General features: G+C 69.4%; 21 protein-coding genes. All 21 read left to right on the forward strand.

What is annotated here, in order from left to right; genetic code table 11:
* The first annotated feature begins 4 nt into the window (after window positions 1–4).
* The 21 genes from thrC to ACFYVL_RS26600 all read left to right on the forward strand — a co-directional run bounded on the left by thrC (window position 5) and on the right by ACFYVL_RS26600 (window position 21,809).
* Entirely contained in the window at window positions 5–1,075 is a 1,071-nt protein-coding gene (gene thrC, locus ACFYVL_RS26500) for a threonine synthase (protein ID WP_389248965.1), read from the forward strand.
* A gap of 296 nt (window positions 1,076–1,371) precedes the next feature.
* Window positions 1,372–2,304 (forward strand): homoserine kinase, encoded by a 933-nt coding sequence (gene thrB / locus ACFYVL_RS26505; protein WP_389248967.1) that lies wholly within the window; start codon window positions 1,372–1,374, stop codon window positions 2,302–2,304.
* Window positions 2,305–2,679: 375 nt separating this feature from the next.
* The gene (gene rho / locus ACFYVL_RS26510; RefSeq protein ID WP_389248969.1) at window positions 2,680–4,770 is read left to right on the forward strand and encodes a transcription termination factor Rho; all 2,091 of its coding nucleotides are present in this window, start codon (window positions 2,680–2,682) and stop codon (window positions 4,768–4,770) included.
* 388 nt (window positions 4,771–5,158) lie between these two features.
* Window positions 5,159–6,268, forward strand: coding sequence for an LCP family protein (locus tag ACFYVL_RS26515; RefSeq protein ID WP_389248971.1), 1,110 nt, complete (start codon window positions 5,159–5,161; stop codon window positions 6,266–6,268).
* Between the two features lie 161 nt (window positions 6,269–6,429).
* The gene (gene rpmE / locus ACFYVL_RS26520; RefSeq protein ID WP_189826677.1) at window positions 6,430–6,651 is read left to right on the forward strand and encodes a 50S ribosomal protein L31; all 222 of its coding nucleotides are present in this window, start codon (window positions 6,430–6,432) and stop codon (window positions 6,649–6,651) included.
* Between the two features lie 127 nt (window positions 6,652–6,778).
* Entirely contained in the window at window positions 6,779–7,858 is a 1,080-nt protein-coding gene (gene prfA, locus ACFYVL_RS26525) for a peptide chain release factor 1 (protein ID WP_389248973.1), read from the forward strand.
* A gap of 55 nt (window positions 7,859–7,913) precedes the next feature.
* Window positions 7,914–8,759, forward strand: a complete 846-nt coding sequence (gene prmC / locus ACFYVL_RS26530; RefSeq protein ID WP_389248976.1) for a peptide chain release factor N(5)-glutamine methyltransferase — start codon at window positions 7,914–7,916, stop codon at window positions 8,757–8,759.
* A gap of 56 nt (window positions 8,760–8,815) precedes the next feature.
* A complete protein-coding gene (locus ACFYVL_RS26535) occupies window positions 8,816–9,463 on the forward strand; it encodes an L-threonylcarbamoyladenylate synthase (RefSeq protein ID WP_389248977.1) in 648 nt (215 codons plus the stop codon).
* Window positions 9,460–10,107, forward strand: coding sequence for a protein-tyrosine-phosphatase (locus tag ACFYVL_RS26540; RefSeq protein ID WP_389248979.1), 648 nt, complete (start codon window positions 9,460–9,462; stop codon window positions 10,105–10,107). Before ACFYVL_RS26535 ends, ACFYVL_RS26540 begins: the two co-directional genes overlap by 4 nt.
* A 187-nt stretch (window positions 10,108–10,294) precedes the next feature.
* Complete coding sequence (gene glyA, locus ACFYVL_RS26545) at window positions 10,295–11,572, forward strand: serine hydroxymethyltransferase (RefSeq protein ID WP_389248981.1); 1,278 nt, start codon at window positions 10,295–10,297, stop codon at window positions 11,570–11,572.
* Between the two features lie 164 nt (window positions 11,573–11,736).
* Complete coding sequence (locus ACFYVL_RS26550; protein ID WP_389248983.1) at window positions 11,737–13,065, forward strand: MraY family glycosyltransferase; 1,329 nt, start codon at window positions 11,737–11,739, stop codon at window positions 13,063–13,065.
* 280 nt (window positions 13,066–13,345) lie between these two features.
* Window positions 13,346–13,783 (forward strand): hypothetical protein, encoded by a 438-nt coding sequence (locus ACFYVL_RS26555; protein WP_389249224.1) that lies wholly within the window; start codon window positions 13,346–13,348, stop codon window positions 13,781–13,783.
* A 228-nt stretch (window positions 13,784–14,011) separates the two neighbouring features.
* Window positions 14,012–14,821: a F0F1 ATP synthase subunit A gene (gene atpB, locus ACFYVL_RS26560; protein WP_389248985.1), complete on the forward strand. Its 810-nt coding sequence runs from the start codon at window positions 14,012–14,014 to the stop codon at window positions 14,819–14,821.
* Window positions 14,822–14,924: 103 nt separating this feature from the next.
* Window positions 14,925–15,182, forward strand: coding sequence for an ATP synthase F0 subunit C (gene atpE, locus ACFYVL_RS26565; protein WP_189826685.1), 258 nt, complete (start codon window positions 14,925–14,927; stop codon window positions 15,180–15,182).
* Between the two features lie 42 nt (window positions 15,183–15,224).
* Window positions 15,225–15,770, forward strand: a complete 546-nt coding sequence (locus tag ACFYVL_RS26570) for a F0F1 ATP synthase subunit B (RefSeq protein ID WP_389248987.1) — start codon at window positions 15,225–15,227, stop codon at window positions 15,768–15,770.
* Window positions 15,767–16,582: a F0F1 ATP synthase subunit delta gene (locus tag ACFYVL_RS26575; protein ID WP_389248988.1), complete on the forward strand. Its 816-nt coding sequence runs from the start codon at window positions 15,767–15,769 to the stop codon at window positions 16,580–16,582. Before ACFYVL_RS26570 ends, ACFYVL_RS26575 begins: the two co-directional genes overlap by 4 nt.
* A gap of 131 nt (window positions 16,583–16,713) precedes the next feature.
* Window positions 16,714–18,309: a F0F1 ATP synthase subunit alpha gene (gene atpA / locus ACFYVL_RS26580; RefSeq protein WP_389248989.1), complete on the forward strand. Its 1,596-nt coding sequence runs from the start codon at window positions 16,714–16,716 to the stop codon at window positions 18,307–18,309.
* Window positions 18,310–18,329: 20 nt separating this feature from the next.
* On the forward strand, window positions 18,330–19,247 hold the full coding sequence (locus ACFYVL_RS26585) for a F0F1 ATP synthase subunit gamma (RefSeq protein WP_389248990.1): 918 nt from the start codon (window positions 18,330–18,332) through the stop codon (window positions 19,245–19,247).
* Window positions 19,247–20,689 carry a F0F1 ATP synthase subunit beta gene (atpD, locus tag ACFYVL_RS26590; protein WP_389248992.1) on the forward strand — a complete coding sequence of 481 codons (1,443 nt, stop codon included), beginning with the start codon at window positions 19,247–19,249 and terminating at the stop codon, window positions 20,687–20,689. The genes ACFYVL_RS26585 and atpD overlap by 1 nt, the downstream gene beginning before the upstream one ends.
* 128 nt (window positions 20,690–20,817) lie before the next feature.
* Complete coding sequence (locus ACFYVL_RS26595) at window positions 20,818–21,192, forward strand: F0F1 ATP synthase subunit epsilon (RefSeq protein ID WP_389248994.1); 375 nt, start codon at window positions 20,818–20,820, stop codon at window positions 21,190–21,192.
* A 170-nt stretch (window positions 21,193–21,362) separates the two neighbouring features.
* Window positions 21,363–21,809, forward strand: coding sequence for a DUF2550 domain-containing protein (locus ACFYVL_RS26600; RefSeq protein WP_389248996.1), 447 nt, complete (start codon window positions 21,363–21,365; stop codon window positions 21,807–21,809).
* The last annotated feature ends 89 nt before the right edge of the window (window positions 21,810–21,898 follow it).

Consider the following 21,898-nt stretch of genomic DNA (forward strand, 5'->3'; position numbering starts at 1 on the left):
ACCCATGACCATCCAGGGCACCCACCAGTGGCGCGGCATCATCGAGGAGTACCGGGACCGGCTCCCGGTCACGGCGACGACGCCGGTCGTCTCGCTCGGCGAGGGCGGCACGCCGCTCGTCCGCGCGCAGGTCCTCTCCGAGCGCACGGGCTGCGAGGTGTACCTCAAGGTCGAGGGCGCCAACCCGACCGGGTCCTTCAAGGACCGCGGCATGACCATGGCGATCACCCGCGCCAAGGAGGAGGGCGCGAAGGCCGTCATCTGCGCCTCCACCGGCAACACCTCCGCCTCCGCCGCCGCCTACGCGGTGCGGGCCGGCATGGTCTGCGCCGTGCTCGTCCCGCAGGGCAAGATCGCGCTCGGCAAGATGGGCCAGGCCCTCGTGCACGGCGCGAAGATCCTCCAGGTCGACGGCAACTTCGACGACTGCCTGACGCTGGCCCGCTCGCTCTCGGACAACTACCCGGTGGCGCTCGTCAATTCGGTCAACCCGGTGCGCATCGAGGGCCAGAAGACGGCCGCCTTCGAGATCGTCGACGCGCTCGGCGACGCCCCCGACATCCACGTACTGCCGGTCGGCAACGCGGGCAACATCACCGCGTACTGGAAGGGGTACAAGGAGTACGCCGGGGACTCGATCTCCATGCACACCCCGCGGATGTGGGGCTACCAGGCCTCCGGTTCCGCGCCGATCGTGCGCGGCGAGGTCGTCAAGGACCCGTCCACGGTCGCCACCGCGATCCGTATCGGCAACCCGGCGTCCTGGGACTTCGCGCTGGCCGCCCGGGACGAGTCGGGCGGGCACATCGACGAGGTGACCGACCGTCAGATCCTGGCTGCCTACCGTCTGTTGGCCTCTCAGGAGGGCGTCTTCGTGGAGCCCGCCTCGGCCGCCTCGGTCGCCGGTCTGCTGAAGGCCGCCGAGGAGGGCAAGGTCGACAAGGGGCAGCGGATCGTCTGCACCGTGACCGGCAACGGCCTCAAGGACCCGGACTGGGCGGTGGCCGGCGCGCCGCAGCCCGTCACGGTCCCGGTCGACGCCGCGACCGCCGCCGAGAAGCTCGGCCTGGCGTAACCCGCCGCGAGGAGCGCCCGCATATATCCGGTGGCCATGCCCCGGTAACGGGACATCGGCACACGTAGGGGCACAGGAAGGCACGCGACACGCATCGTGCGCCTCCTGTGCGCCCTATGTCCTCACAGAACCTTCCTTCGATAGGCTGTACCGAACCCACCCCGCCGCATATGCCGCGGCGTTGTCGCCGTCAGGTCCGGGTGCCGCAGCTCCACGCAGTTCCGCGGCGAAGAAGCGAAGCAGCAAGTTCCGCAGCACCCCTCAGTTCCCCCGCTACACAAGGAGATCGTCGAGCGATGGCCGGTCCCGCATTCCGAGCCGCCGCCGTGCGCGTGCGCGTCCCCGCCACCAGTGCCAACCTGGGGCCCGGCTTCGACGCCTTCGGTCTCTCGCTGGGCCTGTACGACGACGTGGTCGTGCGCGTCGCCGACGCCGGGCTGCACATCGACATCGCGGGCGAGGGCGCCGAGACGCTGCCCCGCGACGAGCGCCACCTGCTGGTCCGCGCCCTGCGCACCGCCTTCGACGTCCTCGGCGGCCAGCCGCGCGGCCTGGAGATCGTCTGCGCCAACCGGATCCCGCACGGCCGCGGCCTCGGCTCGTCCTCCGCCGCGATCTGCGCCGGAATCATGGCCGCCCGCGCGGTGACCATAGGCGGCGACGCCAAGCTGGACGAGACCGCCCTGCTGGAACTCGCCACCGAGATCGAGGGCCACCCCGACAACGTGGCCGCCTGCCTCCTCGGCGGCTTCACGGTCGCCTGGATGGACGGCGGGGCGGGCCGGGCGATCCGGCTGGACCCCTCGGATTCCATCGTTCCGGTGGTCTTCGTCCCCGCGAAGCCGGTCCTCACCGAGGCCGCCCGCGGTCTGCTGCCGCGCAGCGTCCCCCATGTGGACGCAAGCCTGAACGCCGGCCGCGCGGCCCTGCTCGTGGAGGCGCTGACCAGGCGTCCCGAGCTGCTGATGCCCGCCACCGAGGACCGGCTGCACCAGGACTACCGCACTCCCGCGATGCCCGAGAGCCTCGCGCTCGTGGGCCGGCTGCGCGCGGACGGCGTCCCCGCGGTCGTCTCCGGCGCGGGCCCCACGGTCCTCGCGCTGACCGACGGGTCCGCGGCCGACAAGGTGCTGCGGATGGCGGGCGACGGCTGGGCCGCGGCCCGGCTCGCCCTTGATGCCGCTGGGGCGAGCGTGCTGCCGCTCGCGCCGCAGGACGTGTCCGAATAGGACCGCAAGCGATTGCCGGTGGATGAGAGGGGGAATGTTTGTTGGAGCCGGTAGTGTTAATCTCAAGTCTGCATCCGACGCCTTCGCGGCGCGGTGCATGGTGTCCCCTCCGGGACCATCTTCTTCCGGGAGCCTCCCCAAACTGCCTGAGCAGCCTGCCTGAGCAGTCTTGAGCACGCTCCGGAACCGGCACGACACCCCGCGTTCTTCCCAGAGGGGGCAACTGGGGACTTCGGGTCGGAACCCCACGCACGTTTATCTCTCCGCCACATCTGGCGGACCACCGCCCCGGCACGGTTCTCCACGGGACCGCCGGACAGCACAACCGGTCGCCGAGCCAGACAGGCCGACGTCCGCTCCAGGGAAGGACCCTTCGTGAGCGACACCACCGATCTGATGGGCGTGACTGCCGACAAGAATGTCGACAATGCGTCCGACGCAGGTGCTGCCACCGGCAGTGCCCCACGGCGCCGCCGCTCCGGCACCGGCCTGGACGGCATGGTCCTGGCCGAGCTGCAGCAGGTCGCGTCCGGCCTCGGGATCAAGGGCACCGCGCGGATGCGCAAGGGCCAGCTGATCGAGGTCATCAAGGAGACGCAGGCAGGCGGGGGCTCCGCCCCGGCCAAGAGCGCTGCCCCGGCCGACGCCGAGAGCAAGCCGAAGCGCCGCGCCACCTCCAAGGCGCGTACCGAGGCCGCCGCCCCGGAAGCTGCCGCTCCGGCCGCCGAGAAGCCGGCCAAGGCCGAGAAGGCCGTCGCCCAGCAGCAGATCGACATCCCGGGTCAGCCCGCCAGTGACGACCAGCCGGCCGGTGAGCGCCGCCGCCGCCGCGCCACCGCCGCGGCCGGCAGCCCCGAACAGGCCGCCGCCGCGGGAGAGGTGACGGACCGCCAGAAGTCCGAGCCGAAGGGCGACGTCAAGACCGACGTCAAGGCCGAGGCGCAGACCGACACCAAGGGCGACGCCAGGGCCGAGCAGTCCGCGGACAACGCGGAGGGCCGCTCCGGCCGAGGCCAGCGCGGCGACCGCCAGGGCCGCGGCGACCGGCAGAGCCGTCGCGAGCGGGACCGCGAGCGCGGCAAGGGCGACGACCAGGGCCGTCAGCAGCGCCAGGGCGGCAACCAGGGCGGTCAGGGCGGCAACCAGGGCGGTCAGGGCGGCAACCAGGGCAACCAGGGCCGCGACAACCGCGACAACGGTCCCCAGGACGACGACGACTTCGAGGGCGGCCGGCGCGGCCGTCGTGGCCGCTACCGCGACCGCCGCGGCCGTCGTGGCCGCGACGAGTTCGGCAGCGACGCCCCGCCGGTCTCCGAGGACGACGTCCTGATCCCCGTCGCGGGCATCCTGGACATCCTCGACAACTACGCGTTCATCCGTACCTCCGGCTACCTGCCGGGCCCCAACGACGTGTACGTCTCGCTCGCCCAGGTCCGCAAGAACGGCCTGCGCAAGGGCGACCACGTCACCGGTGCGGTCCGCCAGCCCAAGGACGGCGAGCGGCGCGAGAAGTTCAACGCGCTGGTCCGCCTGGACTCCGTCAACGGCATGGCGCCGGAGAGCGGCCGGGGCCGTCCCGAGTTCCAGAAGCTGACGCCGCTCTACCCCCAGGACCGGCTGCGCCTGGAGACCGACCCGGGCGTCCTGACGACCCGGATCATCGACCTCGTCGCACCGATCGGCAAGGGCCAGCGCGGTCTGATCGTGGCCCCGCCGAAGACCGGCAAGACCATGATCATGCAGGCCATCGCCAACGCGATCACGGTCAACAGCCCCGAGTGCCACCTGATGGTCGTCCTGGTGGACGAGCGTCCGGAAGAGGTCACCGACATGCAGCGGTCGGTGAAGGGCGAGGTCATCTCCTCGACCTTCGACCGTCCCGCCGAGGACCACACCACCGTCGCCGAGCTGGCCATCGAGCGCGCCAAGCGCCTTGTGGAGCTGGGTCACGACGTGGTCGTCCTGCTCGACTCGATCACCCGCCTGGGCCGTGCGTACAACCTGGCGGCCCCGGCCTCCGGGCGCATCCTCTCCGGTGGTGTCGACTCGACCGCCCTCTACCCGCCGAAGCGCTTCTTCGGTGCGGCGCGCAACATCGAGGACGGCGGCTCGCTGACCATCCTGGCCACCGCGCTGGTCGACACCGGCTCGCGCATGGACGAGGTGATCTTCGAGGAGTTCAAGGGCACCGGCAACATGGAGCTCAAGCTCGACCGCAAGCTCTCCGACAAGCGCATCTTCCCGGCGGTGGACGTCGACGCGTCCTCCACCCGCAAGGAGGAGATCCTGCTGAACTCCGAGGAGCTGGCGATCGTCTGGAAGCTGCGCCGGGTGCTGCACGCGCTCGACTCGCAGCAGGCGATCGAGCTGCTCCTCGACAAGATGAAGCAGACCAAGTCGAACGCCGAGTTCCTGATGCAGATCGCCAAGACGACGCCTTCGGCGAACGGCAACGGCAACGACTAGTCGGACCGCACCGGACCGACGAGTTCCGATACGACGCGGGGGCCCCGCCACATCCGATGTGGCGGGGCCCCCGCGTCGTACCCCCGTCTCCCCGCCCCCTCCCGCACCGTGACCCTTCCGAGACTTAGGACACATCCGTCACAGTGCGTGATCATGGTTCGGCATTCCCGGCCTGTCTGTAAAAGCGCAGGTGGCAAGGGCTAAGAACCGCTCTTAGATCTCTTCGGCAGCATCCTCCGCAGACCCTGCCCGCCCGGGGCGCCGAACGGCGTTGTGCAACCCTTCGAGGTAATTCGACGTCTGACAAGTGACCGACAACTGTCGACAAACCGTGCCTGATCCACCACGGCAGGGGGTACGCGGGTATCCACGAGGGACTGAGGAGAGCATGAGCGACACGGGCAGGAGCGGCCGAATACGGGCCACCGGCAAGCGCCGCAAACAACCCGGCAAGGGCCGCAGGACCGCCACCGCGCTGGCCTGGGTCGCCGCGGGCGTGGTGCTGGTCGGCGGCGGCGGACTCGGCTGGGTCTACTTCAAGCTCGACGGCAACCTCAAGGGCGTCGACATCAACGCCGCCCTGGGCGACAACCGCCCCGACGAGGTCGACAACGGCTCCCTGGACATCCTGGTCCTCGGCTCCGACTCGCGGCACGGCGACAACGCCAAGTACGGCGCGGACGAGGGCGGCGCCCGCTCCGACACCGCGATGATCCTGCACGTGTACGAGGGCCACAAGAAGGCCTCCATCGTCTCCATCCCGCGCGACACCCTGATCAGCCGCCCCCAGTGCGTCTCCGACAGCGACGGGAAGACGAACGTCCCCGCCGCCCAGCGCCAGATGTTCAACACGGCGTACGAGGTCGGCGGCCCGGCCTGCGCGGTCAAGACCGTGGAGCAGATGTCCGGGATCCGGATGGACCACTACATCGAGGTCGACTTCACCGGCTTCAAGAAGCTCATCGACGAGCTCGGCGGCGTCCCGATCACCACCAACAAGGCGATCAAGGACACCAAGAGCCACCTGGACCTGCCGCCCGGCACCCACCAGCTCAACGGTGAACAGTCCCTGGGCCTGGTGCGCACCCGCAAGAGCGTCGGCGACGGCAGCGACCTCGGCCGCATCCAGCTCCAGCAGGCCTTCATGAAGGCGCTCATCGGCCAGGTGAAGGACGTCGGGGTCTTCAGCAACCCCAAGCGGCTCTACGACCTCGCCGACGCCGCCACCAAGGCCATCACCACGGATTCCGACCTCGCCTCCGTGAACAGCCTGGTCTCCTTCGCCAACGGCCTCAAGGGCATCGGCGCCGAGGACATGAAGATGGTCACGCTGCCCGTCGAGTACGACCCCCGCGACCCCAACCGCGTCATACCCCTGGAGCGGCAGTCCCAGCAGCTCTGGCAGGCGCTGCGGGCCGACCGGGCCGTCCCGGCCTCCGTCACCGAGGGTTCGGCCGGCGACAAGGGCGACGCCGGGAAGATCGTGAAGAGCGGCTGAGCCCCGGCCCGGAATACATCCGGGCCCGTCCCCGTTGAGGCGATTACCTTCGAATTTTGAAGCGCGGGCCAGCCCTGGCAGACTGGTTCGTCGGCCCCGGTTCACGTATCCCGCAAATCCGCGGATGCGACCCGGTGCCCTCCCGAAACCTAGGAGTCACCTTGAAGCGCGATGTTCACCCCGAGTACGTCGAGACCCAGGTCAGCTGCACCTGTGGCGCGTCGTTCACCACCCGTAGCACCCTGACCGAAGGCACCATCCGTGCCGAGGTCTGCTCCGAGTGCCACCCGTTCTACACGGGCAAGCAGAAGATCCTCGACACCGGTGGCCGCGTGGCCCGCTTCGAGGCCCGCTTCGGCAAGGCCGGCTCCGCCGCCAAGTAGCGAGCCATCGCGCCGGTCCTCGACCGCCCCGTCACGGGGCGGGGGAGGACCGGCGCTTTGTCGTGACGCAGGCTGCTCAGTTCTTCACGCTGCTCATTTTTCACTTACGCACCCCAGGAGCCCGAGGATGTTCGAGGCGGTCGAGGATCTGATCGGCGAGCACGCCGATCTTGAGAAGAAGCTGGCCGACCCGTCTGTCCACTCGGACCAGGCGAACGCGCGCAAGCTCAACAAGCGCTATGCCGAGCTGACCCCGATCATCGGCACCTACCGGTCCTGGAAGCAGACCGGCGAGGACATCGAGACCGCCCGCGAGCTGATGGCGGACGACCCCGACTTCGCCGCCGAGGTCAAGGACCTGGAGAAGCAGCGCGAGGAGATCACCGAGAAGCTGCGGCTCCTCCTCGTCCCCCGGGACCCCAACGACGACAAGGACGTCATCCTGGAGGTCAAGGCGGGTGCGGGCGGCGACGAGTCGGCCCTGTTCGCCGGCGACCTGCTGCGGATGTACCTCCGGTACGCCGAGCGCGTCGGCTGGAAGACCGAGATCATCGACGCCACCGAGTCCGAACTGGGCGGCTACAAGGACGTCCAGGTCGCCGTGAAGACCAAGGGCGGAAACGGTGCCACCGAGCCCGGCCAGGGCGTCTGGGCCCGCCTGAAGTACGAGGGCGGTGTGCACCGCGTGCAGCGCGTGCCCTCCACCGAGTCGCAGGGCCGCATCCACACCTCCGCGGCCGGCGTGCTCGTCACGCCCGAGGCCGAGGAGGTCGAGGTCGAGATCAACATGAACGACCTGCGGATCGACGTCTACCGCTCCTCGGGCCCCGGCGGCCAGTCCGTCAACACCACCGACTCCGCGGTGCGCATCACGCACCTGCCGACCGGTGTGGTCGCCTCCTGCCAGAACGAGAAGAGCCAGCTCCAGAACAAGGAGCAGGCCATGCGCATCCTGCGCTCCCGGCTCCTGGCCGCCGCGCAGGAGGCCGCCGAGCGCGAGGCCTCTGACGTACGCCGCAGCCAGGTGCGCACGGTCGACCGCTCCGAGAAGATCCGGACGTACAACTTCCCGGAGAACCGGATCTCCGACCACCGCGTGAACTTCAAGGCGTACAACCTGGACCAGGTGCTCGACGGTGACCTCACCGCCGTCATCCAGGCCCTCGTCGACGCCGACTCCGCTGCCAAGCTGGCCGCCGCGCAGTAGGCCGCGCGTCCACAGCAGCTCCCGCCCAGCTGTCCCTGCAAGCCGGAGGAACCGGATGAATCTGCTGCTCGCCGAGGTGGCGCAGGCCACCCAGCGGCTGGCCGACGCCGGCGTGCCCTCACCGCGCTTCGACGCGGAGGAGCTCGCCGCGTTCGTGCACGGTGTCAAGCGGGGAGAGCTGCACCGGGTGCCCGACAGCGACTTCGACGCCCGCTACTGGGAGGCCGTCGCCCGCCGCGAGGCCCGCGAACCGCTCCAGCACATCACCGGCCGCGCCTTCTTCCGCTACCTGGAGCTCCAGGTCGGACCCGGCGTCTTCGTGCCCCGCCCGGAGACCGAGTCGGTCGTCAGCTGGGCCATAGACGCGGTGCGCGCCATGGACGTGGTCGAGCCGCTGATCATCGACCTGTGCACCGGCTCCGGCGCCATCGCGCTCGCGCTCGCCCAGGAGGTGCCGCGCTCGCGCGTGCACGCCGTCGAGCTCGACGAGGGCGCCCTGAAGTGGACCCGCAAGAACGTCGACGGCTCCCGGGTCTCCCTGCACCACGGGGACGCGCTCACCGCGCTCCCCGAACTGGACGGCCAGGTCGACCTGGTGATCTCCAACCCGCCGTACATCCCGCTCACCGAGTGGGAGTACGTCGCCCCCGAGGCCCGGGACCACGACCCGGAGATGGCCCTGTTCTCCGGCGAGGACGGCCTCGACCTGATCCGCGGCATCGAACGCACCGCCCACCGGCTGCTGCGCCCCGGCGGCGTCGTCGTCATCGAGCACGCCGACACCCAGGGCGGCCAGGTCCCGTGGATCTTCACCGAGGAGCGGGGCTGGGCGGACGCCGCCGATCACCCGGACCTCAACAACCGTCCGCGCTTCGCGACCGCCCGCAAGGCGATGCCGTGAGCACCGACGTCCCGCACCGCCTTCACCCGAAGTTCCTGCCCGAGGGGGACCGCTAAATGGCACGGCGATACGACTGCAACGACGCGACCGACCGCAAGACCGGTCTGCGCGAAGCCGCCTCGGCAGTGCGCCGCGGCGAGCTGGTCGTCCTGCCCACCGACACCGTCTACGGGATCGGCGCGGACGCCTTCAGCAGCGAGGCCGTAGGGGACCTGCTGGAGGCCAAGGGCCGCGGCCGCAACATGCCGAGCCCCGTCCTCATCGGCTCCCCGAACACCCTGCACGGTCTGGTCACCGACTTCTCCGAGCAGGCCTGGGACCTGGTGGACGCGTTCTGGCCCGGCGGGCTGACCCTGGTCGCCCGCCACCAGCCGTCCCTCCAGTGGGACCTCGGCGACACCCGCGGCACCGTCGCCGTCCGGATGCCGCTGCACCCGGTCGCCATCGAGCTGCTCACCGAGGTCGGCCCGATGGCCGTCTCCTCCGGCAACCTCACCGGCCACCCGGCCCCCGAGACCTGCGACGACGCCCTGGAGATGCTGGGCGACTCGGTCTCCGTCTACCTGGACGGCGGCCCCACCCCGGGCAACCTGCCGTCCTCGATCGTCGACGTCACCGGCAAGGTACCGGTGCTGCTGCGGGCCGGCGTGCTCACCGCGGAGGAGCTCCGCAAGGTCGTACCCGATCTTGAGGTGGCGAATTGACCGCCCTTGACGGGCGTGGCACAGCAGAAGGCATATCGGGGACCTCCTTCCGTATCCTCCACGTCAGCACCGGCAACGTCTGCCGCTCGCCGATCACCGAGCGGCTGACCCGCCATGCCCTGGCACACCGCCTCGGCGACCCCGCCTTCGGCGGGCTGATCGTGGAGAGCGCCGGCACCTGGGGCCACGAGGGCGCCCCGATGGAGGCCAACGCCGCCGCCGTCCTCACCGACTTCGGCGCCGACCCGGACGGCTTCACCGGCCGCGAACTGCTCGACGAGCACGTCATCCGCGCCGACCTCGTCCTCACCGCGACCCGCGACCACCGCGCCCAGGTCATCTCCATGGGCCACAGCGCGGGCCTGCGGACCTTCACCCTGAAGGAGTTCAACCGGCTGGTGCGGGCCATAGACCCGCTCACCCTGCCCGACCCGCTGGAGGACGGCGTGGTCGAGCGGGCCCGCGCCCTGGTCAGGGCCGCCGCCGCGCTGCGCGGCTGGCTGCTGGCGCCGAGCGAGGAGGCCGACGAGGTCTACGACCCGTACGGCGCCCCGATCACCTTCTTCCGCTCCATCGGCGAGGAGATCAACGCGGCCCTGGACCCCGTGGTCACCGCCCTGACGGGCGTACCGGCCAAGCACTGAGCCCGAGCCCCAGGGCGCCGCCGGAGCGGCCCAGCGGCCCGCCGCGGGGCGGGACCGGCCCCCTGCCGGGTCCGCACCGCCGAGGCGTCCGTACGGGCGATCCGGGCGGCCGTCGGGCGGGCCGGGCATGGCGGGCCTACATTGGGGGACACGCCACTGAAGTCCCCTTCCAGGCCCGGAGCCAGAGATGCCCGCCATCACTGCACCCGCACCAGCCGACCCGAAGCACGCCCCCGGCCACCCGGGTTACGGCCCCGACTTCGATGCGCTGGCCCGTCAGGACCCGGAGATCGCCGACGTCGTACGCGGTGAACTCGCCCGGTCCTCCCAGGGCCTCCAGCTGATCGCCGCCGAGAACTTCACCTCGCCCGCCGTGCTGGCCGCGCTCGGCTCCCCGCTCACCAACAAGTACGCGGAGGGCTATCCCGGCGCCCGGCACCACGGCGGCTGCGAGATCGTCGACGCCGCCGAACGGATCGCCGTCGACCGGGCGAAGGGCCTGTTCGGCGCCCCGCACGCGAACGTACAGCCGCACTCCGGGTCCGCCGCCGTGCTCGCCGCCTACGCGGCCCTCCTGAAGCCCGGGGACACCCTCCTGGCGACCGGCCTGCCCTCCGGCGGGCACCTCACGCACGGCTCGCCCGCCAACTTCTCCGGCCGCTGGTTCGACGTCGTGGGCTACGGCGTCGACGCGGAGAGCGGACTGATCGACTACGAGCAGGTGTACGCCCTGGCCCGCTCGCGCCGCCCCCGGGCCATCGTGGTCGGCTCGATCTCCTACCCCCGCCACCCCGACTACGCGGCCTTCCGGGCCATCGCCGACGACGTCGGCGCGTATCTGGTGGCCGACGCCGCGCACCCGATCGGCCTGGTCGCCGGGGGAGCGGCGCCCAGCCCCGTGCCGTACGCCGACGTGGTCTGCGCCACCACCCACAAGGTGCTGCGCGGGCCGCGCGGCGGGATGCTGCTGTGCGGCGAGGAGCTGGCGGAGCGGATCGACCGGGCGGTGTTCCCGTTCACCCAGGGCGGGGCGCAGATGCACACCATCGCGGCCAAGGCGGTGGCGTTCGGCGAGGCGGCGGGCCCGGCCTTCACCACGTACGCCCATCAGGTGGTCTCCAACGCGCGCGTCCTCGCCGAGGGCCTCGCCGCCGAGGGCTTCGCGATCACCACCGGCGGCACCGACACCCACCTGATCACCGCGGACCCGGCACCGCTGGGGCTGGAGGGCCGGGAGGCCAAGGCACTGCTCGCGGCGGCCGGCATCGTCCTCGACACCTGCGCGCTGCCCTACGGAGAGGGCCGCGGCCTGCGGCTCGGTACGGCCGCCGTCACCACACTCGGCATGGGTGAGGCGGAGATGGCACGCATCGTGGCACTCTTCGCACTCGCGCTGAGGGGAGAGCGGAATGCGGCGACGGAGGTACGCGAACTGGCCGGGCGCTTTCCTCCGTACGGGGGCTGAACGCACCGGCCGCGGCACGGCGGGAACCGGCGTGCGGCACCCGGGTGTCCTCCACCCCGTGGCCGCGACGGCACGGTCGGTGCGGTGGATCGCGCCGCATAGGGTGACGGTCGAGGCCCTAAGGTGTGGGGCTGAGATGGCCAGCGACAACTGTGGGGCAGCCCGTGCGTGAATACCTGTTGACGCTCTGCGTCACGGCCGCGGTGACCTATCTGCTGACGGGCCCGGTGCGTAAGTTCGCCATCGCGTCCGGAGCGATGCCGGAGATCCGCGCCCGCGACGTCCACCGGGAGCCGACACCGCGGCTCGGCGGTATCGCCATGTTCGGCGGCCTGTGCGCGGGCCTGCTGGTGGCGGACCACCTGGAGAGCCTCAACGGCGTGTTCGAGCTGTCCAACGAGCCGCGCGCGCTGCTCTCGGGAGCCGCGGTGATCTGGCTGATCGGCGTGCTGGACGACAAGTTCGAGATCGACGCGCTGATCAAGCTGGGCGGCCAGTTCATCGCCGCCGGCGTCATGGTGATGCAGGGCCTGACCGTGCTCTATCTGCCGATCCCCGGCGTCGGCATGGTCTCGCTGACCCAGTGGCAGGGCAATCTGCTCGCCGTCGCGCTGGTCGTCATCACCATCAACGCGGTGAACTTCGTGGACGGCCTCGACGGCCTGGCGGCCGGCATGGTGTGCATCGCCGCCAGCGCGTTCTTCCTGTACGCCTACCGGATCTGGTTCCGGTACGGCATCGAGGAGGCCGCCCCCGCCACCCTCTTCGCCGCCATCCTGATCGGCATGTGCCTGGGCTTCCTGCCGCACAACATGCACCCGGCCCGGATCTTCATGGGCGACTCCGGGTCGATGCTGATCGGCCTGGTCCTCGCGGCCGGCGCCATCTCGGTCACCGGCCAGGTCGACGGCGACGCGATGCGCCTCTTCGCGGGCGGCGAGCGGGCGGCCACCCACGCGATGCTGCCGGTCTTCATCCCGCTGCTGCTGCCGCTGACCATCATCGCGATCCCGTTCGCGGACCTGGTGCTGGCGATCGTACGCAGGACCTGGCAGGGCAAGTCGCCGTTCGCGGCCGACCGCGGGCACCTGCACCACCGGCTCCTGGAGATCGGCCACTCGCACAGCAGGGCGGTGCTGATCATGTACTTCTGGTCGGCGCTGATCGCCTTCGGCATGGTCGCCTACTCGGTGCACTCCGCGAGCATGTGGATCGTGCTGCTCATCGTCGCGCTGAGCGCGCTGGGCCTCGTACTGCTGCTCCTGCCGCGCTTCACCCCACGTGCCCCGCGGTGGATGGAGGCTTTCGTTCCGCCCCGCTACCGGCGTCGGCGCACCCAGGTTGTCGCATCCTCGACGCCCGCCCGGGACGCCGTCGAGAGCGGTGCGGTGACGCACGAGACAGTGGACGAGAGCGAGGAGACGGACCGCGAGCCGGTGTCGGCGGGCGTCAACGGCGCGACCGCGGTAGGCCCCCGATCGCGTTTCAACTGATATTCCGGGGTTGACGTTTACCTCATCGCGTCCCATTACCAGACAAAGCGATGGCACGCACTGCACACACGGGCGCTGTCACTCTCATGTGTGACAGCAACCACACTTTCCGGGTAAAGACTGCATCAAATAGTTTGTGATACGGTTCACGAGACCCGGCGACAGAGCCGAAGGGCCGCGGTGCGACGGTCCAACGGCCCGAGAACCCCTTCTCGATCCGGGCTTACGCTCGTCCATGACGACACCCACTGCCCCCACCAAGCAAAGCGGAGCTGCCGCCATGCCGTCCAACGACGCCCGGACACTCCTTCGAACTGCCGTACCCGCTGCTGCCGTCGGCGCTGTCGCCGTCCTGGTCAGCGCGCTGGTCGGCGGCGGCGAAGGAGCGCTCGGAGCACTCGTGGGCGCCGCGGTCTCGCTCGTTTTCATGGGGGGTGGGCTGGTGGCACTCCAGCGCACCGCGAAGCGGCTGCCGCAGCTCTTCCAGGCCATGGGGCTCCTGCTCTACGTCCTCCAACTGCTGCTGCTGTTCGTCTTCCTGGCAGTGTTCAAGGGCACAGAGCTGTTCGACTTCAAGGCGTTCGGTTTCACACTGCTCGCCGTCACCCTCGTGTGGGTCGCCGCCCAGGCGCGCGCCTACATGAAGGCAAAGATCCTCTACGTCGACCCCGACTCGACCGAGGCCGAAAAGCCTCAGAAGACCGGGTCCGCGACGTGAAGGGTAGGGCCGGGATAAATGGCCGTTCGAGATGCTGCTATCGTCCGGTGCCAACTGCGGCACTGCGGGCGCGGGCATTCGAGCTGACGCCTGTCCCAGCGCGAGGCTCGATGCCGAACCGCCCCGCCCAGCTTTCCAAGACCACCAGTCCAGTGCCGACCCGCGGCTCCGTGCCGCGCCGACACAACGAGGTTGCCGTACCTATGCGCCACGCTGAAGGAGCCCGCGGTGAGTGCTGACACAACGCTTGCCTTTGATGCGAGCTGCCACATTTTCTCCGGATGCGGGTTCCCGGCTCCGGGCCTCCACACCTTCCTGTACAAGCCGATGTTCGAGGTGGCGGGCTTCGAGTTCACGAAGCCCATGCTGCTCGCACTGCTCAGCACGCTCGTGATCGTCGCCTTCTTCTGGGCGGCCTTCAACAAGCCGAAGCTGGTGCCCGGCAAGGTCCAGATGATCGGTGAGGCCGGGTACGACTTCGTCCGCCGCGGCATCGTCTACGAGATCATCGGCAAGAAGGACGGCGAGAAGTACGTCCCGCTGATGGTGTCGCTGTTCTTCTTCGTCTGGATCATGAACATCTGGTCGATCATCCCGGTCGCCCAGTTCCCGGTCCCGTCGCTGATCGCCTTCCCGGCCGGTCTCGCACTCATCGTGTACGTGCTCTGGGTCTCGCTGACCTTCCGCAAGCACGGCTGGACCGGCGGCTGGAAGAACATCACCGGTTACGACAAGTCGCTGGGCTGGGTCCTGCCGCTCGTCGTGGTCATCGAGTTCTTCTCGAACCTGATCATCCGGCCCTTCACCCACGCGGTGCGACTGTTCGCGAACATGTTCGCCGGTCACCTGCTGATCGTGATGTTCACGCTGGCCTCCTGGTACCTGATGAACGGCATCGGCATCGCCTACGGCACCGTCTCGTTCGCCATGGTCCTGGTGATGACGGTCTTCGAGCTCTTCATCCAGGCCGTCCAGGCCTACGTCTTCGTGCTCCTGGCCTCCAGCTACGTCCAGGGCGCACTCGCCAAGGGCCACTGAGCCAGCACGACCGGGCCGGCGCACAGCGCGGGTCCGCCCCCAGAACCAACAGACGTCCGGTGGCCAACCCCCACCGGTCCGTGAAAGAGAAGGAAGTAACGGCATGTCCGCTGCTCTCGAGCTTGTCAACCTCGCTGCCGGTGCCAAGGAGAACGTCGTCGGCAACGTCGCCTCCATCGGCTACGGCCTCGCCGCGATCGGCCCCGGCGTCGGCGTCGGCATCATCTTCGGTAACGGCACCCAGGCCCTCGCGCGTCAGCCCGAGGCCGCCGGCCTGATCCGCACCAACCAGATCATGGGCTTCGCCTTCTGTGAGGCTCTCGCCCTCATCGGCATCGTCATGGGCTTCGTCTACCAGTAAGCCCGGACCGACAGCCAACTACCTTTCACGGAAGGCACTGATGTGAACGCTCTGTTCCTTGCGGCGGCGGAGGAGCCTCAGAATCCTCTGATCCCGCATCTCGACGAGCTGGTCATCGGTCTGATCGCCTTCGTCATCGTCTTCGGCTTCCTCGCCAAGAAGCTCCTCCCGAACATCAACAAGGTTCTGGAAGAGCGTCGCGAGGCCATCGAGGGCGGTATCGAGAAGGCCGATGAGGCCCGGATCGAAGCCGAGAGCGTCCTGGAGCAGTACAAGGCTCAGCTCGCCGAGGCCCGCCACGAGGCCGCGCGCCTGCGCCAGGAGGCGCTGGAGCAGGGCACTGCGCTCAAGGAAGACCTGCGCGCAGAGGGCCAGCGGCAGCGTGACGAGATCATCGCTGCCGGCCACGCCCAGATCGAGGCCGACCGCAAGCAGGCCGCACTGTCGCTGCGCCAGGACGTGGGCAAGCTCGCCACCGACCTGGCCGGCAAGCTCGTCGGCGAGTCCCTGGAGGACCACGCCCGCCAGAGCCGCACCATCGACCGTTTCCTCAACGAGCTTGAGGAGAAGGCCGAGGCGGCCCGATGAACGGCGCGAGCCGCGAGGCACTGGGCAACGCCCGCAACAGCCTCGACGCGCTGACGGACACCAGCTCCGTCGACGCGGCGAAGCTGGCAGGCGACCTGTCCGCCGTCACCGCGCTGCTCGACCGTGAGGTCTCGCTGCGCCGGGTCCTCACCGACCCGTCGCAGTCCGGCGAGGCCAAGGCCGAGCTGGCCGGGCGGCTGCTCGACGGCCAGGTGAGCGGCGCTGCCGTCGACCTGGTCAAGGGCATGGTCCGGGCACGCTGGTCGCAGTCCCGCGACCTGGTCGACACGGCGGAGGAGCTGGCGAACACCGCCGACCTCACCGCCGCCCAGCAGGCCGGGACGCTCGACAACGTCGAGGACGAACTGTTCCGCTTCGGCCGGATCGTCTCGTCCAACACGGCGCTGCGCTCCGCGCTCACCGACAAGTCGGCCACCACCGCCGCCAAGAGCGAGCTGCTCCGCAGCCTGCTCGGGGGCCGGGCCGACAAGGCAACCGAGCGTCTGGTCGTACGCCTGGTGACGCAGCCCCGTGGACGTAGCCTGGAAGCGGGACTCGAGTCCCTCTCCAAGCTCGCCGCGGAGCGCCGCAACCGGATGGTCGCGGAGGTCACCTCCGCGGTGCCCCTCACCGACCAGCAGAAGCAGCGCCTCGGCGCGGCCCTGGCGAAGATCTACGGTCGCGAGATGCACCTGAACCTCGACGTGGACCCGGCGGTCCTCGGCGGAATCCAGGTCCGTGTCGGCGACGAGTTCATCAACGGGACCATCGCGGAGCGCCTCGACGAGGCCTCCCGCCGTATGGCCGGCTGACGCCACCACCGTACGAAGAAGTAGCAGCACCACGCATTGCCGGCGGCCCGGTTGGGCCGCAGAGGATTCCTGGGGGCCGACCCCAGACCCCTAGAAAACTTCGGGCCCAACAAGGAGAGCAGGGAACCCAGATGGCGGAGCTCACGATCCGGCCGGAGGAGATCCGGGACGCACTGGAGAACTTTGTCCAGTCGTACAAGCCGGACGCGGCCTCGCGCGAGGAGGTCGGAACTGTCAGCGTTGCCGGCGACGGCATCGCGAAGGTCGAGGGTCTTCCCTCGGCCATGGCGAACGAGCTGCTGAAGTTCGAGGACGGAACCCTCGGTCTCGCCCTCAACCTCGAAGAGCGCGAGATCGGTGCAGTCGTCCTCGGCGAGTTCAGCGGAATCGAGGAGGGCCAGCCGGTGCAGCGCACCGGTGAGGTGCTCTCCGTCGGCGTCGGCGAGGGCTACCTCGGCCGCGTCGTCGACCCGCTCGGCAACCCGATCGACGGTCTCGGCGAGATCGAGACCGAGGGCCGCCGCGCCCTGGAGCTTCAGGCTCCGGGCGTCATGGTCCGCAAGTCCGTGCACGAGCCGATGCAGACCGGCTACAAGGCCGTCGACTCGATGGTGCCGATCGGCCGTGGTCAGCGTCAGCTGATCATCGGCGACCGCCAGACCGGCAAGACCGCGCTGGCCGTCGACACGATCATCAACCAGCGTGACAACTGGCGCTCGGGCGACCCGAAGAAGCAGGTCCGCTGCATCTACGTCGCCATCGGTCAGAAGGGCTCCACCATCGCCTCCGTGCGTGGTGCGCTCCAGGAGGCCGGCGCGCTCGAGTACACGACGATCGTCGCCGCCCCCGCGTCCGACCCGGCCGGCTTCAAGTACCTGGCGCCGTACACCGGCTCGGCCATCGGCCAGCACTGGATGTACGACGGCAAGCACGTCCTCATCATCTTCGACGACCTGTCGAAGCAGGCCGACGCCTACCGCGCCGTGTCGCTGCTGCTGCGCCGTCCGCCGGGCCGCGAGGCCTACCCGGGCGACGTCTTCTACCTGCACTCGCGTCTCCTTGAGCGTTGCGCGAAGCTGTCGGACGACCTGGGCGCCGGTTCGATGACGGGTCTGCCGATCGTCGAGACCAAGGCGAACGACGTGTCGGCGTTCATCCCGACCAACGTCATCTCCATCACCGACGGCCAGTGCTTCCTGGAGTCGGACCTCTTCAACGCCAACCAGCGTCCGGCGCTCAACGTCGGTATCTCGGTGTCGCGTGTCGGTGGTTCCGCCCAGCACAAGGCGATGCGTCAGGTCTCCGGCCGACTGCGTCTGGACCTCGCCCAGTACCGCGAGCTGGAGGCGTTCGCCGCCTTCGGTTCCGACCTGGACGCGGCCTCCAAGTCGTCGCTGGAGCGCGGCAAGCGTCTGGTCGAGCTGCTGAAGCAGGGCCAGTACCAGCCGATGCCCGTCGAGGAGCAGGTCGTCTCCGTCTGGGCCGGCACCACCGGCAAGATGGACGACGTTCCGGTCAACGACATCCGCCGCTTCGAGAGCGAGCTGCTGGACTACCTGCGCCGCGAGCGCAAGGAGCTCCTCACCTCGATCGCCGAGGGCGCGAAGATGTCCGACGACACCCTGCAGTCCATCGCCGAGGCGATCACCACGTTCAAGGGACGGTTCGAGACCTCGGACGGCAAGTCCCTGGGCGAGGACGCACCGGCCGTCAACGTCTCCAAGTGACGACGGAAGGGACCTGACTCATGGGAGCGCAGCTCCGGGTCTACAAGCGTCGCATCCGATCCGTCACCGCGACCAAGAAGATCACCAAGGCGATGGAGATGATCGCCGCCTCTCGCATCGTCAAGGCTCAGCGCCAGGTCGCGGCTTCCACGCCGTACGCCAGCGAGCTGAACCGTGCGGTGACGGCGGTGGCGACCGGCTCCAACACCAAGCACCCGCTGACCACCGAGGCCGATGCCCCGGCCCGCGCCGCGGTTCTGCTCATCACGAGCGACCGCGGTCTGGCCGGCGGCTACTCCTCCAACGCCATCAAGGCGGCGGAGCGGCTCACCGAGCGGCTGCGCGGCGAGGGCAAGGAGGTCGACACCTACATCGTCGGCCGCAAGGGCGTCGCCTACTACGGATTCCGTGAGCGCAAGGTCGCGGAGTCGTGGACCGGCTTCACCGACAGCCCGACCTACGCGGACGCCAAGCGCGTGGCCGGCCCCCTCATCGAGGCCGTCACCACCGAGACGGCCGAGGGCGGCGTCGACGAACTGCACATCGTCTTCACGGAATTCGTGTCGATGATGACGCAGAACCCGGTCGAGAACCGGATGCTGCCGCTCTCGCTCGACAAGGCCGCGGAGGAGGAGGGCAAGAAGGACGAGATCCTTCCGCTCTTCGACTTCGAGCCGTCGGCGGAGGACGTCCTCGACGCCCTGCTGCCGCGCTACGTCGAGAGCCGTATCTACAACGCACTGCTGCAGGCCGCCGCTTCCGAGCACGCCGCCCGCCGCCGTGCGATGAAGTCGGCGACCGACAACGCCGGAGAGCTCATCAAGAGCCTCTCCCGGCTTGCCAACGCGGCCCGCCAGGCCGAAATCACCCAGGAAATCAGCGAGATCGTCGGTGGCGCCAGCGCCCTGGCCGACGCGACCGCGGGGAGTGACAAGTAATGACGACGACAGTTGAGACGGCCGTTGCCACGGGCCGCGTCGCCCGGGTCATCGGCCCGGTCGTCGACGTGGAGTTCCCCGTCGACGCCATGCCGGAGATCTACAACGCCCTCAAGGTCCAGGTCGCCGACCCGGCCGAGGAAGGCGCGCTGAAGACGCTGACCCTGGAAGTCGCCCAGCACCTGGGTGACGGCCTGGTCCGCGCGATCTCGATGCAGCCCACCGACGGCCTGGTCCGCCAGGCTCCGGTGACCGACACGGGCGAGGGCATCACCGTCCCCGTCGGTGAGATCACCAAGGGCAAGGTGTTCAACACCCTCGGCGAGATCCTGAACAAGCCGGAGGCCAACGCCGAGGTGACCGAGCGGTGGCCCATCCACCGCAAGGCCCCCGCGTTCGACCAGCTCGAGTCGAAGACCGAGATGTTCGAGACCGGCGTCAAGGTCATCGACCTTCTCACCCCGTACGTCAAGGGTGGAAAGATCGGTCTGTTCGGTGGTGCCGGTGTCGGCAAGACCGTGCTGATCCAGGAAATGATCTACCGCGTGGCCAACAACCACGACGGTGTGTCGGTGTTCGCCGGTGTCGGTGAGCGCACCCGTGAGGGCAACGACCTCATCGAGGAAATGGCCGACTCGGGCGTCATCGACAAGACGGCCCTTGTCTTCGGCCAGATGGACGAGCCGCCGGGCACGCGTCTTCGCGTCGCGCTCTCGGGTCTGACCATGGCGGAGTACTTCCGCGATGTGCAGAAGCAGGACGTGCTCTTCTTCATCGACAACATCTTCCGCTACACGCAGGCGGGTTCCGAGGTCTCCACGCTCCTCGGCCGCATGCCGTCCGCGGTGGGTTACCAGCCGAACCTGGCCGACGAGATGGGTCTCCTCCAGGAGCGCATCACCTCGACCCGTGGTCACTCGATCACCTCGATGCAGGCGATCTACGTCCCCGCGGACGACCTGACCGACCCGGCGCCGGCCACCACCTTCGCCCACCTGGACGCGACGACCGTTCTGTCGCGTCCGATCTCGGAGAAGGGCATCTACCCCGCGGTGGACCCGCTCGACTCCACGTCGCGCATCCTGGACCCCCGCTACATCGCGGCGGACCACTACGCGACCGCGATGCGCGTCAAGGCGATCCTGCAGAAGTACAAGGACCTCCAGGACATCATCGCGATCCTCGGTATCGACGAGCTGGGCGAAGAGGACAAGCTGGTCGTCCACCGCGCCCGTCGTGTGGAGCGCTTCCTGTCCCAGAACACCCACGTGGCCAAGCAGTTCACGGGTGTCGACGGTTCGGACGTTCCGCTGGACGAGTCGATCGCCGCGTTCAACGCGATCTGCGACGGCGACTACGACCACTTCCCCGAGCAGGCGTTCTTCCTGTGCGGTGGCATTGAGGACCTCAAGGCCAACGCCAAGGAGCTCGGCGTCAGCTGACGCCAGGCGCCACCTGTAGTGCCGTACGTGTGAGAGGGGCGGGGCCGCCCCGCCCCTCTCCCGTACACCCCCTAGACTTTGACCCAACACCCGGCAGCAGTGCCGGGTGGTGACCCGAGGAGCCACCCTTGGCTGCTGAGCTGCACGTCGAGCTGGTCGCAGCGGACCGCAACGTCTGGTCCGGCGAGGCCACCCTGGTCGTCGCGCGCACCACGTCCGGCGACATCGGCGTCATGCCCGGTCACCAGCCGCTTCTGGGTGTGCTGGAATCGGGCCCGGTGACCATCCGTACGAGCGAGGGCGGCACTGTCGTCGCCGCTGTGCACGGCGGTTTCATCTCGTTCGCCGACAACAAGCTGTCTCTGCTCGCGGAGATCGCGGAGCTGGCCGACGAGATCGACGCGGCCCGTGCGGAGCGGGCGCTGGAGCGTGCGAAGTCGGAGGCCGACGCGGCCGCCGAGCGCCGCGCCGACGTCCGGCTGCGCGCGGTGGCGGGACACTGAACCCGCCTCGCGACGAGAGTTTTTCCCTCAGCCGCGGCTCGTACTGGATACTTCCGGGACGGGTCGCGGCTGAGGCGATGCAGATGCGGTTCCGCGTCGCGCGGTCCGCTGTTCCGAATGCGTTGTGCTTTTCCGTAGTGGTACTGGACGAGGCGAGGAGGTCGTAGGAGATGATCCTCGCTCTGCTTGTGTGCGGCTCTGTGGTCCTGCTGGTGCTGGTGGGACTCTTCGTCTTCGGGCTGCGCCGGAGGCTGATCCAGCGTTCCGGCGGCACCTTCGACTGTTCGCTGCGCTGGGACACCCCCGAGGAGCTGGACACCTCCGGCAAGGGCTGGGTGTACGGCGTGGCGCGCTACAGCGGTGACCGGATCACCTGGTTCCGGGTCTTCTCGTACTCGCCCAAGCCGCGCCGGGTCCTGGAGCGGTCGGCCATCGAGGTCGTCACGCGGCGCTCGCCCGAGGGCGAGGAGGAACTGGCGCTGCTGTCCGACGCGCACATCCTGGGCTGCGTCCACCGCGGCACCCGGCTGGAGCTGGCGATGAGCGAGGACGCGCTCACCGGCTTCCTGGCCTGGCTGGAGGCGGCACCGCCCGGACAGCGCGTGAACGTGGCGTAGGCGTCCTGCCCGTACGTCCCGTGCCGTGCGTACGGATGCGACGAAGGCCGGCAGCTCGGGGGCGGACCCGAACTGCCGGCCTTCTGTCT

It is taken from the genome of Streptomyces sp. NPDC004111 (assembly GCF_042874215.1).
Lineage (GTDB): Bacteria > Actinomycetota > Actinomycetes > Streptomycetales > Streptomycetaceae > Streptomyces.